Below are 13,633 nucleotides of genomic sequence, written 5' to 3'. Positions count from 1 at the left end.
TGACCAGTGCCGACTTGTCACGGTGCGGGTACATCGGGTCGAGATGCACCACCTGCGGCGGCTGGTCCCACTGCGTCACCAGCTCCCCGAGCTCCCGCGTGGCATCACCGTGCAGCGCCTGCATGCGCAGCGCGATGTCGCGAATCTCGTCATCCGCACAGCCCTGTGCCCGGGTCAGGCCATCGACCAGAATCGCCGCCGTGGCCGCCACGCGTTCGATCATCAATACCGGTGCCCCGAGACTCGCCAGCACGAAGGCATCACGCCCGAGCCCTGCAGTGGCATCGACGATGCTCGGCAGTACGCCTCGGTTCAGACCACAGGCCCGTGCGATCAGCTGGTTGCGCCCCCCGCCGAAACGACGGCGATGATCGGCACGACCGGCGACGAAATCGACGCACAGCGGCTTGCCGTATTCACGCTCGTCTCCGGCGATCACCAGGCGCGGTGCGCCCTGCTCGTCCAGCGCCACCTCGAGCTTGAGCGCCGGCATCTCGTCATCTTCCCGCAGCGCGATACCGAAATGTGCCGCCAGCGTGGCGAGTTCCGGGCGCGTTTGCAGCCGTGAACGGGCAATGGCGATCACGGGAGCGGCATCGGCGGCTGCATCATGGGCAGCGAGGGAGTCTTCGGGTGGCAGCATGGATGGGCTCTATGAGAAACGGTGAAGCGAAACGGTGAACGCAGGAAAAGGGAAACTCGCATGGCATGCGATCAGGCTGACAAACGCCGACGGCGCCGCAAGAGCGACGCCGTCAGGAGACAAGCTTACGTCATCGCGCGCATGGCTTACAGCAGCAACAGCATGCCGAACAGCATCATGCCCAGCAGCAGGCGGTAGATGACGAAGGGCAACATGCCGATGCTGTCGATGGCCTTGAGGAACAGCTTGATGCACACCAGCGCGGAGACGAAGGACAGCACCACGCCGAGGGCGACATCGAACAGCTGCGCTTCACTGCCGGTCTCGATCAGCTCCAGGCCCTTGAGCAGGCCGGCCGCGACGATCAGCGGAATCGACAGCAGGAAGGAGAAGCGCGCAGCGCTCTGACGCTCGAAGCCCAGCAGCAGCGCGGCGGTGATGGTGATGCCCGAACGCGAGGTGCCGGGAATCAGGGCCAGCGCCTGGAACAGGCCGATGATCAGCGCGCCCTTGAGCGTCAGCGTCGCCAGGTCACGCGTGCGTGCGCCCTTGACGTCCGCCCACCACAGCAGCAGACCGAAGACGATGGTGGTGGTACCGATCACCGCGATCGAGCGCCCGGCCGTTTCCACCACATCGCCCAGCAGGCCGCCGAAGATCACGGCCGGCAGCGTCGCCAGCAACACCGCCCAGCCCAGACGGCTGTCTTCGGTCTGGCGCGCCGCCAGCGTGCCGCCGCCGCTGAACTGGCCAAACCAGCCAGCGAGAATATTGGCGACATCCTTGCGGAAGGCCATCACCACGGCCAGCAAGGTACCGACGTGTACCGCGACATCAAACGCCAGCCCCTGGTCCGGCCAGCCGAACACCTGGGAGGGCAGAATCAGGTGGGCGGAGGAGGAAATCGGCAGAAATTCCGTCAGACCTTGAATGACGGCCAACGCCACCACATGCATGAGTTCCATGAAACATCCTTTTAAGAGAGACGGGCCTCAGTGGCCCACACGGACGACAGACATCGTCTGTGGCACTGCACGTGCCGTAGTGACAGAACAACGCTTTGCGTCAAGCCGCGCCGCGAGTGTCGGGCGCGACATGATGATGCGCGAATCTTATGTCAGCCTTGGCTGAACCCACGATGACACAACGAGATGGCAATCCCTGGCGCCATCAGCGCCATGCCACCTCATTGCGCAGATAGACCGGCTGGGCCTCGACCGCCGACACCGCTTCACCGCGGGCATACGCCTGGGCGGCCAGCATCACCATGGCCTCGGCATCCGGTTGCGGCTCGGGCAGTTGCAGCGCCAGGCTGGCACGCACGCTCTCGGGCAGCTCGTCGTGCATCACCAGTCCCGAGCCGACCGCCAGCCAGTCATGCTCACGCAGAGCCGCAGGCAGCTCCAGCAGGCCCGGAGCGCAGACCTGCTCGGGTAGCACCTGCTCGACCTCTATCTCGCCGTCAGCGCGCGTCACGACGCGATAGGCGCCGGTGTAGAGCTCGCCCATGCGTGCGTCCAGCATCGGCAGCACGAAACGCGCGTGATGCAGGCGGTGGGCCTGCAGTGACAGGGCCGCCAGCGTCGAGACGCCGATCACCGGCACATCGAGACCGAAGGCGAGGCCCTGGATGGTGCCAGCGGCGATGCGCAACCCGGTGAACGAGCCCGGTCCGTGGCCATAGGCCAGGGCATCGAGGTCGTTGAGGGTCAGATCGGCAGCGGCCAGCAGCGCCTCGATCATCGGCATCATGCGCTGGGTGTGCTGACGGGGAGCCTCACAGCGCTCGGCAGTAACAACGCCGTCTTGCCACAGGGCAACGGAACAGGCGGAAGAGGATGCATCGATGGCCAGAAGCGTGGTCATGGGCGGTTCGTCGTCAGAAAAATGTGACGCGATTCTACCCGTCCCCCGCGGGCAGCAAAAGACGCAGGCTGTCCACGGCTGGTGTCGGCCGCGGGCGTCACTCCTGCTGCAACCCCCACGCCCACGCCGGCAAGCGGCCTGCCGCAACGCCTGATTCCTGATTCGCGCCAGTAGGCGAAGAACAAAAAAACGCCCGCAGACAATGTCTACGGGCGTTCTTCGTCAGGCGGCCGGCTTCACCAGCGCGATCCAATCTGTTCCAGCTGAGCCACCTGAAGCGTGCCGGGCAATCAGTGCTCCAGCGCGCTGACCAGCTGAGCACGAATGTCGTCGACGGAGCCGACGCCTTCGATGCGGTGGTAGGCAGGTGCCTGGGCATCGCCAGTGGCAGACCAGCTGGAGTAGTACTCGACCAGCGGTTCCGTCTGCTCGTGATAGACGGACAGACGGTTGCGCACGGTGGCTTCGCGGTCGTCCTCACGCTGGATCAGGGCTTCGCCGGTGACGTCGTCCTTGCCTTCTTCGCGCGGCGGGTTGTACTCGATGTGGTAGACACGACCGGAATCCGGGTGCACACGACGACCGGACAGACGCTTGACGATCTCTTCGTCAGCGACGGCGATCTCGACCACGTGGTCCAGCTTCACGCCGGCTTCCTTCATGGCGTCAGCCTGCGGAATGGTGCGCGGGAAGCCGTCGAACAGGAAGCCGTTCTCGCAATCGGGCTGGCTGATGCGCTCCTTGACCAGGGCGATGATGATCTCGTCGGACACCAGTCCGCCGGTATTCATGATCTCCTTGACCTTGAGTCCCAGCTCGCTGCCGGCCTTGACCGCGGCGCGCAGCATATCTCCGGTAGAGATCTGCGGGATGTTGAAACGCTCGCAGATGAACTGGGCCTGGGTGCCCTTGCCGGCGCCGGGGGCGCCCAACAGGATCAAACGCATCGGTACTGCTCCTTGAGTGTGCAAATGAAAAGCATCAAACGGGTGTAAAGGGTCATCTGGCGCTGGTGCACCTTGCCCTCGGCGGCAGATAGCCATCCAAGGCGCTCTGGTCGTCGACACGATCGAGGTGAAGCGGCGAAACTCGCGGCGTCGAGACGCTCGACTACCTCATGAGGGCCGAACGCATCGAGCGTATCGATGACCAGGATGAATATGGGCAGCGGACCAATATGTGCTGCGCAGAACGACGGCGCGCACGGATGATCTCATTATGTCATCGCCATGCAATGTAGAGCTGACGATACCGTTCACACGACGCCGGCACAAGCACACCAAAGGCGCGTATGCCGCCCTTTGGCACTGTTTTGGCGCGCAGGAGGGCCTGTCGCCCTCCTCGCCGGTTGCCGACCTGCCATACACGGCTGTCATGATACGAAAACGCCCCCTGCGGCACGCGGTCGCAGAGGGCGTCTTTCCACTCACGCCGGGCCACCTTGCTCAGTCGCCGTGGCGTGATCAGGCTGAGTCATGTCAGCCGTTGCTGTGCCAATGTCTCACTCGGTGACGTCTTCCGCCTGGCTGCTGCGACGCAGACGCACTGCCTTGGCGCGCTTGCTGCGCAGACGGATGTTGAGCATTTCCACCGCCAGCGAGAAGGCCATCGCCACGTAGATGTAGCCCTTGGGCACGTGGACACCGAAGCCTTCGACCATCAGCATCATGCCGACCATGATCAGGAAGGACAGCGCCAGCATCTTGATGGTCGGGTGACGATCGACGAAATCGCCGATGGGCTTGGCGGCCACCATCATGATGCCCACCGAGATGACGATGGCGATGACCATCACCATCAGGTGATCGACCATGCCCACCGCCGTGATCACCGAATCCAGCGAGAAGACGATATCGATCAAGGCGATCTGGACCATGATTGCCATGAAGCTGGCGCTGCCCTTCTTCGCGCCCTCTTCGGCAGGGTCTTCGCCTTCCAGGTTGGCGTGGATCTCGTGGGTGCTCTTGCCGAGCAGGAACAGGCCCCCGAAGACCAGAATCAGATCGCGTCCCGAAAAGCTGAAGTCGGCCACGCTGAACAGGGGCGCGGTCAGCGACATCAGCCACGACAGCGACATCAACAGCACGATGCGCATGCCCATCGCCAGGCCCAGGCCGATCATGCGCCCGCGCTGACGCTGGGACTCGGGCAGCCGCGCGACCAGAATCGACAGGAAGATGATGTTGTCGATGCCCAGCACGATCTCAAGCGCGGTCAGGGTCGCCAGGGCCACCCATGCCGAAGGGTCCATCAACCATTCCATTGTCTTGCTCCTTGTGTGTTGCGAGAACCGGCCTTTCCGGGTCGTGCCAGCACGATGCGGCAGATCGCGGCAGGTTGGCGTGAAGCATCGCATGTTGTGCAGGGCAGCAACAGCGGTCGCCGCCCTGCCACGCCAACGGACATGCACAAAAAAACGGCCTCCCGAAGGAGGCCGTTCTGTCAGCGAGGAGCGCCTTCACCTTCCAGGAAGGTCACGGCACCCGCGCTTCATGCCACAGGCATCATCAGAGCAGCATGCGACGCACGTCGGTCAGCACCTGAGCCAGATACGCCGTGAAGCGCGCTGCATCCGCCCCGTTCACCGCACGGTGATCGTAGGACAGTGACAGCGGCATCATCAGACGCGGCTGGAAGGCAGCGCCGTCCCACACCGGCTTCATCTGCGCCTTGGAGACGCCCAGGATGGCGACTTCCGGCGTGTTGACGATCGGTGTGAAGGCAGTACCGCCAATGGAGCCAAGGCTCGAGATGGTGAAGCAACCACCGGTCATCTCTTCGCGCTTGAGCTTCTTGGTCTGCGCCTTCTTGGCCAGTTCCACGGATTCCTTGGCCAGCTCCAGCAGGCTCTTCTGATCCGCATTGCGGATCACCGGCACCATCAGGCCGTCCGGCGTATCCACCGCGATACCGATGTGCACGTACTTCTTGTGCACCAGGGTCTCACCGTCGGCCTTGAGGCTGACGTTGAACTGCGGATACTTGGCCAGCGCGTGAGCCGCCGCCTTGATCATGAACGGCAGCGGCGTGAGCTTGGCACCTGCCGCTTCCGCCTCGGCCTTCATGGACTTGCGGAAGGCCTCGAGCTCGGTGATATCGGCTTCATCGAACTGGGTCACGTGCGGGACGTTGAGCCAGCTGCGATGCAGGTTGGTGGCACCGGCCTTCATCAGGCGGCCCATCTTCTTCTCTTCGATCTCACCGAACTGGCTGAAGTCCTGATCCGGCACCTGCGGGATACCGGCACCGCCGGTGGCCTGCGCGGCAGGGGCTGCCGGTGCGGACTTGGCCTTCTGCATCATCTGCTTGACGTAGGCCTGGACATCTTCCTTCACCACACGGCCCTTCGGACCGCTGCCGGAGACGTCCGCCAGGTCGACACCGAACTCACGTGCCAGCAGGCGAACCGCAGGTCCTGCGTGGACCTTGGCACCCTTGCTCGGCTTGTGAGCGGCCATCTGGGCTTCCGGACTCGGCGCACCGGCCGGTGTCGGAGCCGGCTTCTGCTCGCTCTTCTCCGCCTTGGGAGCTGCCGGCGCTTCTGACTTGGCAGCCTTCGGCGCAGGCGCGGCACCCGCGACCTCGATGTAACCGATCAGGTCACCCTCGGAGACGGTGTCACCTTCCTTGACGGAAAGCTCCACCACCTTGCCCTTGTAGGGGCTCGGGATGTCCATGGTCGCCTTGTCGGACTCGAGCGTGATCAGCGCGTCTTCCTCGTTGACCTCGTCGCCGACGGCCACGGCCATCTCGATGATCGGCACGCTGTCGCTGCCGGAGAGATCCGGGACACGCAATTCCTTGCGCTCCGGCTCACCGGAGGCCGGCTCTTCTTCAGCAGCCGGTGCCTCGGAAGACGTGTCTTCAGAGGTGGACTCGGAGGAAGAAGCCTGCTCGGCCGGCGCGGAATCAGACGCGCTGTCACCGCCTTCACCGGCGATTTCCATCTGACCGATGACGTCGCCGGAAGCGACGCTGTCGCCTTCCTTGACGGTCAGCTTGACGATCTTGCCCTTGTGCGGGCTCGGGACGTCCATGCTGGCCTTGTCGGATTCCAGCGTGATCAGCGCATCTTCGGCGTCGACTTCATCGCCTTCGGAGACGGCCATCTCGATGATCGGCACGGCTTCGGAGTCGCCCAGGTCCGGCACGACGATGTCGACGGTCTGGGTGCCACCGGAAGCGGCCTTCGGCGCAGGTGCGGACTCTTTCGGCGCTTGCTGCTCAGAGGCCTCCTGCTTGAGAGCCTCTTCCTTCGGCGCTTCCTGCTCGTCAGAAGCGTCAGAGGAGGTGTCACCACCGCCTTCGGCTTCCAGCTCCAGGATATCGTCGCCTTCGGAGACGGTGTCGCCTTCCTTGACGAGAATCTTCACCACCTTGCCGCCCTTCGGTGCCGGCACATCCATGCTGGCCTTGTCGGACTCAAGAGTGATCATGGTGTCTTCGGCGGAGATGACATCTCCCACCGCCACCGCTATCTCGATGATCTCGACATCGGAACTACCGCCAATGTCGGGAACCTTGATGATTTCGCTGCTCAAGATCGTGCTCCTTCCAAAACGTGCACGGGGAGCGACACCCGAATCACCTGCGCATCATCATGATGTCGAGGAGGGAGTGCCGCTCGCCTGTTCCGCGATCTCCGCTCAGACGTTCAGCGGATTCGGCTTGTTGGGGTCGATGCCGTAGGTCTTGATCGCTTCCGCGACCACCTTGCGGTCGATCTCACCACGATCCGCCAGCGCCTTCAGGGCCTGGACGGTGACGAAGTTGCGGTCGACTTCGAAGAAGTGACGCAGCTTCTCGCGGGTATCGGAACGACCGAAACCGTCGGTACCGAGCACGTGATAGTCAGCCGGCACCCAGGCACGAACCTGGTCAGCAAACAGCTTCATGTAGTCAGTGGCAGCCACGACCGGGCCGTCACGTCCTTCCAGACACTGAGTGATGTGCGGCTTGGCCGGGGTCTCTTCCGGCTTGAGGAAGGCCTGACGATCCAGTTCCAGCGCTTCGCGACGCAGCTCGTTGAAGCTGGTGACGCTCCAGATGTCGGCGTCGACACCGTAGTCCTGCTTGAGCATCTCGGCGGCAGCCTCGACTTCACGCAGGATGGTGCCGGAACCCAGCAGCTGAACGCGTGCCTTGCCGTCCTTGCCGCCTTCCTTGAGCAGGTACATCCCCTTGATGATGTCCTCTGCGGGCACCGTCTCGAGTGCTGGCTGCTCGTAGTTCTCGTTCATCACCGCCAGGTAGTAGAAGACCGGCTCGTGCTGCTCGAACATGCGCTTCATGCCGTCCTGCACGATGACCGCCACTTCGTGAGCGTAGGTCGGGTCGTAGGTGCGGCAGTTCGGGATGGTCGAGGCCAGGATATGGCTGTGGCCATCCTGGTGCTGCAGACCTTCACCGTTCAGGGTGGTACGACCGGCAGTGCCGCCGACCAGGAAGCCACGTGCCTGCAGGTCGCCTGCGGCCCACGCCAGGTCACCGATGCGCTGGAAGCCGAACATCGAGTAGTAGACGTAGAACGGCATCAGCGGCAGGTTGTGGTTGGCGTAGGACGTTGCCGCCGCCACCCACGCAGACATGGCGCCTGCTTCGGAGATACCTTCCTCGAGGACCTGACCTTTCTGGTCCTCGCGGTAATACATGATCTGACCCTTGTCGACCGGCTCATACTTCTGGCCTGCCGCGGTGTAGATGCCCAGCTGACGGAACATGCCTTCCATGCCGAAGGTACGCGCTTCGTCAGGAATGATCGGCACGACACGCTCGCCGAGGGTCTTGTGCTTGACCAGGCCGTTGAGCACGCGCACGAAGGCCATGGTGGTGGACACTTCGCGGCCGTTGGAACCCTTGAGCTGGGACGCGAAGATCTTGTCGTCCAGCGGCGGGATTTCCAGCGTTTCATACTCGGTGCGACGCTGCGGCAGGTAGCCGTTCAGACGTTCGCGCATGAGGTGCATGTACTTCATTTCCGGGCTGTCGTCCGCCGGCTTGTAGTACGGCACTTCCTCGAGCTGCTCGTCGGTCAGCGGAATACCGAAGCGATCGCGGAATGTCTTCAGCGCTTCGTGTTCCATGGTCTTGACCTGGTGGGCTTCGTTGGCCGCTTCGCCATCGCCCATGCCCATGCCGTAACCCTTGACGGTGTGCGCCAGGATGACGGTCGGACGACCATTGGCGTTGTTGACCGCTTCGTGATACGCCGCGTAGACCTTGTACGGGTCGTGGCCACCACGGTTCAGACGCCAGATATCGTCGTCTGACATGTCCTTGACCAGATCGGCCGTCTCCGGGTACTTGCCGAAGAAGTGCTCACGCGTGTACGCGCCGCCATTGGCCTTGTAGTTCTGGTAGTCGCCGTCGACCGCTTCGTCCATGCGCTTCTGCAGGATGCCTTTCTTGTCCTGTTCGAAGAGCGGATCCCAGAAGCGACCCCAGGTGACCTTGAGCACGTTCCAGTCGGCACCACGGAAGACGCCTTCCAGCTCGTCCATGATGCGGCCGTTGCCGCGCACCGGACCGTCAAGACGCTGCAGGTTGCAGTTGATGACGAAGATCAGGTTGTCGAGATTCTCGCGGCCAGCCAGCGAGATGGCACCCAGGGATTCCGGCTCGTCACACTCGCCGTCACCCATGAAGCACCACACCTTGCGGTCGTACATGGACTTCAACTCACGCGAGTTGAGGTACTTCATGACGTGCGCCTGGTAGATCGCCTGGATCGGGCCCAGACCCATGGAGACGGTCGGGAACTGCCAGTAATCCGGCATCAGCCACGGGTGCGGATAGGAAGACAGGCCGTTGCCGTCGACTTCCTGACGGAAGCTGTCCATCTGCTCCTGGCTGAGACGACCTTCCAGGAAGGAACGGGCGTAGATGCCCGGCGCCACGTGACCCTGGATGTAAAGCAGATCGCCTTCGAAATCTCCTTCCGGTGCACGGAAGAAGTGGTTGAAGCCTACGTCGTAAAGCGTCGCACTGGACATGAAGCTCGAGATGTGACCGCCCAGGCCCTTGTGGGCACGGTTGTTGCGGATCACCTGAGCGATGGCGTTGTAACGGATAAGCGAACGGATACGACGCTCCATGAACAGGTCGCCCGGCATGCGCGCTTCGCGGTGCACGGGGATACTGTTGCGATGGGGCGTGGTCACCGAGAAGGGCACCTGATGGCCATCACGACGCAGGCGGTCGGCCAGGCGTGACATCAGGTACTGGGCACGATCCTCACCCTCACGATCCAGAACCGATTCCAGGGAGTCCAACCATTCCGTGGTTTCGATCGGATCGAGATCTTCTCTTGCCTCCAGACTCATAGACGTCTCTCCGAGTGAAGAAATTTTTTGTCAAACGTTTCGACGAACAGCGATATCGAAACCAGTGGCGCTCTTCAGTGTGGGCACGACCTTCTGAGTGGGTCGCATCTCCGATAGACCTGTCGTGACCGGGTCTTGCCGGCCGTCAATCTCGACGCGCATCCTGCGCCAAAGCAGGGCACAAGATGCAGTCATTTGGCGTGAAAGATACCGCAAACACCCCCGCGTGCCAATTCAGGGCAGCAAGACTCACCGGGCAGGTGCAATGCTTGGCTGCCCCGCGGCAGCACTGGCCTCATGCGCCTTGCGGTCGGGACTCATACGCCAGACTGAGCCGCCCTCGATAGCCGTGATGTAGTAAAACTACCAACGCGCCCCGCCACTGGGCGTTTCCTGCCTGGAGACGCCACACAATGCTGCAATGCACCATCGCGAGACACCTGCGACCTTAGTCCTGAATGTCGTCCAGCAGGCGATCGAAGTAAGCCCAATCGAAGGCCGGGCCAGGATCCGTCTTGCGCAACGGCGCAATCCGCGCATGCGAGGTGATGCGCTCGCGCGTCAGCGCGGGATAGCTCGCCATCAGGCCGGCCACGGTGCGTGCCAGGGTGCGATATTGGACATCACGATAGGGATGCACCTCATCGCCCTCGAGCTCGATGCCGATGGTGAAGTCATTGAGTTCGACGCGTTCACGCTGACCGTCATGCCAACGCGAGCGCCCGGCGTGCCAGGCACGACGATCGAAGGGCACGAACTGCACCAGGCGACCGTCGCGCTGGATCAGCACGTGCGCCGAGACGCGCAGCTGATGGATATCGGCAAAGTAAGGGTGGGCGCCAGGGTCGAGCTGATTGGTGAACAGCTGCTCGATGGCCGGGCCGCCGAAGCGTCCGGGCGGCAGGCTGATGGAATGCAGCACCAGCGCCGAGACTTCTCCCTCGGGACGAGCATTGTGATTGGGAGACGGCACCTGACGGGCGCTCTCCAGCCAGTGCTCGGGGGTGACCGCCAGACGCGTCAGGTGGCCCGACCGCGGGGAAGAGGACAAGGGGGGCATCGAAGACTCCAGACGGGAAGGTCGTCGCACGCGGGGACTGACCGCTCGCGTGGCTTTTCCTATAATGGCGCACATTATGGCATGCTCGGCAGCCACGGGTCTGTGCCACTGCCCTGGCACACGCACAGACCCCGGCTCCGGCAGCACTCTTCGTACAAGGATCAGACGCGCATGAACTTCCACGACGCCCTCGCCGAGGATATCCGTACCAGCGCCGCCCGCCTGCTCGCCGAGGATGTCGGCGGTGGCGATATCACCGCCGAATTGATTCCGGAGCGCCAGTGGGCCAAGGCGCGCGTGATCAGCCGCGAACCGGCCATCCTGTGCGGTGTGCCCTGGGTCGATGAGCTGTTTCGGCGCCTCGATCCGCGCGTCAGCCTCAAGTGGCTGGCCAGCGACGGTGATCGCCTCGAGGCCGACGCGCCCTTCCTGGAGCTGGAAGGCCCGGCACGTTCGCTGCTGACCGGCGAGCGTGCGGCGCTCAACCTGCTGCAGACGCTCTCCGGCACCGCGACCCGCGCCAGCCACTATGCCTCGCTGGTCGAGGGCAGTGGCGTGCGCCTGCTCGATACCCGCAAGACCCTGCCGGGCATGCGTGTCGCCCAGAAGTACGCCGTCAGCTGCGGCGGTGGCCACAATCATCGCATCGGCCTCTATGACGCCTTCCTGATCAAGGAAAACCATATCGCCGCCTGTGGCAGCATCGCGGCGGCGGTACGTGAGGCGCGCGACATCGCCTCCGACGTCACCTGCGAAGTGGAAGTCGAGAATTTCGAGGAGCTGGCCCAGGCGCTGGATGCCGGTGCCGACGTCATCATGCTCGACAACTTCGACAACGATCAGCTCATCGAGGCCGTGGCGCGCAACAAGGCGCATGCCAAGCCGGCCGTGCTGGAAGCCTCCGGCAACGTCAGCGAGGCGACCCTGCCGGGTATCGCCGCCACCGGCGTGGATTGCATCTCGATCGGCGCACTGACCAAGGACGTGACCTCCATCGACCTGTCGATGCGCATCTACACTGTCGAGACCCGCTAGCCAACGACAGGTGAATGCCTTCCTGCTGGCCAGCTCCTGTCCTGCAGAGGTCGCCACTGACGCCGGCCCATCTGTCACGACACATTGCCATGCCGCCAGGGAGGCGCCCCATGTCCCCGCCATCTCCTCATCAGCCGCCACCTGAAGCCCCCAGGGCATCAGGCGGCGGCTGGCAGACGCGCCGCTGGAGTCTCTACGCGCCGATCTATGACCGTGTGGCCGCCCGCATCCTGCGCTCCGCGCGGCGCGACGCCATCGCGACTCTCGATATCCAGGCGGGCACCCGCGTGCTGCTGCTCGGCGGCGGCACCGGGCTCGACCTGCCCTTCCTGCCCCGTGACATCGAACTCGAGGTGATCGACGCCTCCCCCGCCATGCTGCGCCGCTGTCGCGAGCGTGCCGAGACGCTGGGCTTCGATGCCAACGTCAAGCCGGGCGACGCCATGGCGCTCGACTTCCCCGATGGCTATTTCGATGTCGTCATCGCCCACCTGATCATCGCCGTGGTGCCCCAGCCCCAGCGCGCCTTCGATGAAGCGCTGCGCGTGCTGGCCAGCGATGGCGAGCTGTCGCTGCTCGACAAGGGCCTGCGCGGCAATCGCCCGGCCGGGCGACTGCGTCGTCTGCTCAATCCTCTGGCCCGGCTGGTGGCGACCAACCTCAATGTGCCGCTGGACAACCTGCTGGAGGGCCATGCGGTGCAGCGACTCGAGGACCGCGACCTCGGCCCCGGCGGGGTATTGCGCCACATGCATCTGCGCAAGATCTGATCTGCACCGCCACTCCCCCCCCTTGCATTGCGCGTTCGGCATCGCCACGCAATGAGCACACTCGGATGACGAAAGCGACACGGCTCGAGGCACCCGCCTGGGCTCTCGTCGCCGTCGCTCCCTGCAAGGAGGTTTGCATGCAGATTGATCTACGCGGCCGCAGCGCCATCATCAGTGGTTCCACTGCCGGTATCGGCTTCGCCATCGCCACAGGGCTTGCCCGCGCAGGCGCCAGCGTCACCTTGACCGGCCGCACCCAGGTGCGTGTCGATGAGGCCGTCGCCAGCCTCAGAGACAAGGCGCCCGGCAGCGAGGTACAGGGCGTGGCCGCGGACCTGGGCACACGCGAAGGCTGCGACACGCTGATCCGCGCCGTGCCGGACACCGACATCCTGATCAACAATGTCGGCATCTTCGCCCCGCAGGATTTCTTCGACACCGACGACGACACCTGGGAGCAGTTCTTCCAGGTCAACGTGATGTCGGCGGTACGCCTGTCCCGCCATTATGCGCGCGGCATGAAGGAGCGCGACTGGGGCCGCATCCAGTTCCTGTCCAGCGAATCGGCGCTCAACATCCCCAGCGAGATGGTCCACTACGGCATGACCAAATCCGCGGTGCAGTCCGTCTCGCGCGGGCTCGCCAAGGTGCTGTCCGGCACTCGGGTGACCGTCAACGCCATCCTGCCGGGGCCGACCCGCTCCGAGGGCGTGCTCGAGATGCTCAAGCAGAACGCCGAGGAGCAAGGCAAGGCACTTGAGGAGGTCGAGGCCGACTTCGTCAAGCAGGCCCGCCCGACCTCCATCCTGCAGCGCCTGGCAAGCCCCGAGGAAGTCGCCAACATGAGCGTCTACGCTGCCTCCGAGCAGGCCAGCGCCACCACCGGCGCCGCACTGCGCGTGGAAGGCGGCATCGTCGACACCATGGCCTGATCGTC

11 protein-coding genes are annotated in these 13,633 nt (G+C 63.8%); 3 read left to right on the top strand and 8 right to left on the bottom strand.

What is annotated here, in order from left to right; all coding sequences use genetic code 11:
* From AC4FAH_RS08525 to ampD, 8 genes are all read right to left on the bottom strand, one after another.
* The coding region (locus AC4FAH_RS08525; protein WP_490245896.1) for a class I SAM-dependent methyltransferase at positions 1–493 on the bottom strand (493 nt) is incomplete at its 3' end.
* 296 nt (positions 494–789) lie between these two features.
* Positions 790–1,608: an undecaprenyl-diphosphate phosphatase gene (locus AC4FAH_RS08520; protein ID WP_054556849.1), complete on the bottom strand. Its 819-nt coding sequence runs from the start codon at positions 1,606–1,608 to the stop codon at positions 790–792.
* Positions 1,609–1,813: 205 nt separating this feature from the next.
* Complete coding sequence (gene tsaB, locus AC4FAH_RS08515; RefSeq protein ID WP_054556848.1) at positions 1,814–2,509, bottom strand: tRNA (adenosine(37)-N6)-threonylcarbamoyltransferase complex dimerization subunit type 1 TsaB; 696 nt, start codon at positions 2,507–2,509, stop codon at positions 1,814–1,816.
* A gap of 290 nt (positions 2,510–2,799) precedes the next feature.
* Positions 2,800–3,456: an adenylate kinase gene (gene adk, locus AC4FAH_RS08510; protein ID WP_131432716.1), complete on the bottom strand. Its 657-nt coding sequence runs from the start codon at positions 3,454–3,456 to the stop codon at positions 2,800–2,802.
* 554 nt (positions 3,457–4,010) lie between these two features.
* Complete coding sequence (locus tag AC4FAH_RS08505) at positions 4,011–4,772, bottom strand: TerC family protein (protein WP_043333781.1); 762 nt, start codon at positions 4,770–4,772, stop codon at positions 4,011–4,013.
* 244 nt (positions 4,773–5,016) lie between these two features.
* Entirely contained in the window at positions 5,017–7,050 is a 2,034-nt protein-coding gene (aceF, locus tag AC4FAH_RS08500) for a pyruvate dehydrogenase complex dihydrolipoyllysine-residue acetyltransferase (RefSeq protein ID WP_153636538.1), read from the bottom strand.
* A 105-nt stretch (positions 7,051–7,155) separates the two neighbouring features.
* Positions 7,156–9,831, bottom strand: coding sequence for a pyruvate dehydrogenase (acetyl-transferring), homodimeric type (aceE, locus tag AC4FAH_RS08495; RefSeq protein ID WP_043333779.1), 2,676 nt, complete (start codon positions 9,829–9,831; stop codon positions 7,156–7,158).
* Positions 9,832–10,279: 448 nt separating this feature from the next.
* Positions 10,280–10,891: a 1,6-anhydro-N-acetylmuramyl-L-alanine amidase AmpD gene (gene ampD / locus AC4FAH_RS08490; protein ID WP_052384569.1), complete on the bottom strand. Its 612-nt coding sequence runs from the start codon at positions 10,889–10,891 to the stop codon at positions 10,280–10,282.
* Between the two features lie 171 nt (positions 10,892–11,062).
* Here ampD and nadC point away from each other — a divergent pair, with 171 nt between their 5' ends.
* From nadC to AC4FAH_RS08475, 3 genes are all read left to right on the top strand, one after another.
* Positions 11,063–11,926, top strand: coding sequence for a carboxylating nicotinate-nucleotide diphosphorylase (nadC, locus tag AC4FAH_RS08485; protein WP_054556845.1), 864 nt, complete (start codon positions 11,063–11,065; stop codon positions 11,924–11,926).
* A 110-nt stretch (positions 11,927–12,036) separates the two neighbouring features.
* Positions 12,037–12,696, top strand: coding sequence for a class I SAM-dependent methyltransferase (locus tag AC4FAH_RS08480; protein ID WP_172978725.1), 660 nt, complete (start codon positions 12,037–12,039; stop codon positions 12,694–12,696).
* A gap of 137 nt (positions 12,697–12,833) precedes the next feature.
* Positions 12,834–13,628 carry an SDR family NAD(P)-dependent oxidoreductase gene (locus AC4FAH_RS08475; RefSeq protein WP_153636540.1) on the top strand — a complete coding sequence of 265 codons (795 nt, stop codon included), beginning with the start codon at positions 12,834–12,836 and terminating at the stop codon, positions 13,626–13,628.
* Positions 13,629–13,633: the final 5 nt, after the last annotated feature.

The sequence above is a fragment of the Cobetia sp. genome (assembly GCF_983723665.1).
Note: the sequence above shows the minus strand (reverse complement) of the source record. Positions and strands in the feature narration are given on the sequence as shown.

Bases quoted from the DNA above. Each gene is read 5' to 3' on its own strand.
- AC4FAH_RS08505 (WP_043333781.1), bottom strand. From the start codon at position 4,772: ATGGAATGGTTGATGGACCCTTCGGCATGGGTGGCCCTGGCGACCCTG.
- adk (WP_131432716.1), bottom strand. From the start codon at position 3,456: ATGCGTTTGATCCTGTTGGGCGCCCCCGGCGCCGGCAAGGGCACCCAG.
- ampD (WP_052384569.1), bottom strand. From the start codon at position 10,891: ATGCCCCCCTTGTCCTCTTCCCCGCGGTCGGGCCACCTGACGCGTCTG.
- tsaB (WP_054556848.1), bottom strand. From the start codon at position 2,509: ATGACCACGCTTCTGGCCATCGATGCATCCTCTTCCGCCTGTTCCGTT.
- aceE (WP_043333779.1), bottom strand. From the start codon at position 9,831: ATGAGTCTGGAGGCAAGAGAAGATCTCGATCCGATCGAAACCACGGAA.
- nadC (WP_054556845.1), top strand. From the start codon at position 11,063: ATGAACTTCCACGACGCCCTCGCCGAGGATATCCGTACCAGCGCCGCC.
- AC4FAH_RS08480 (WP_172978725.1), top strand. From the start codon at position 12,037: ATGTCCCCGCCATCTCCTCATCAGCCGCCACCTGAAGCCCCCAGGGCA.
- AC4FAH_RS08475 (WP_153636540.1), top strand. From the start codon at position 12,834: ATGCAGATTGATCTACGCGGCCGCAGCGCCATCATCAGTGGTTCCACT.
- AC4FAH_RS08520 (WP_054556849.1), bottom strand. From the start codon at position 1,608: ATGGAACTCATGCATGTGGTGGCGTTGGCCGTCATTCAAGGTCTGACG.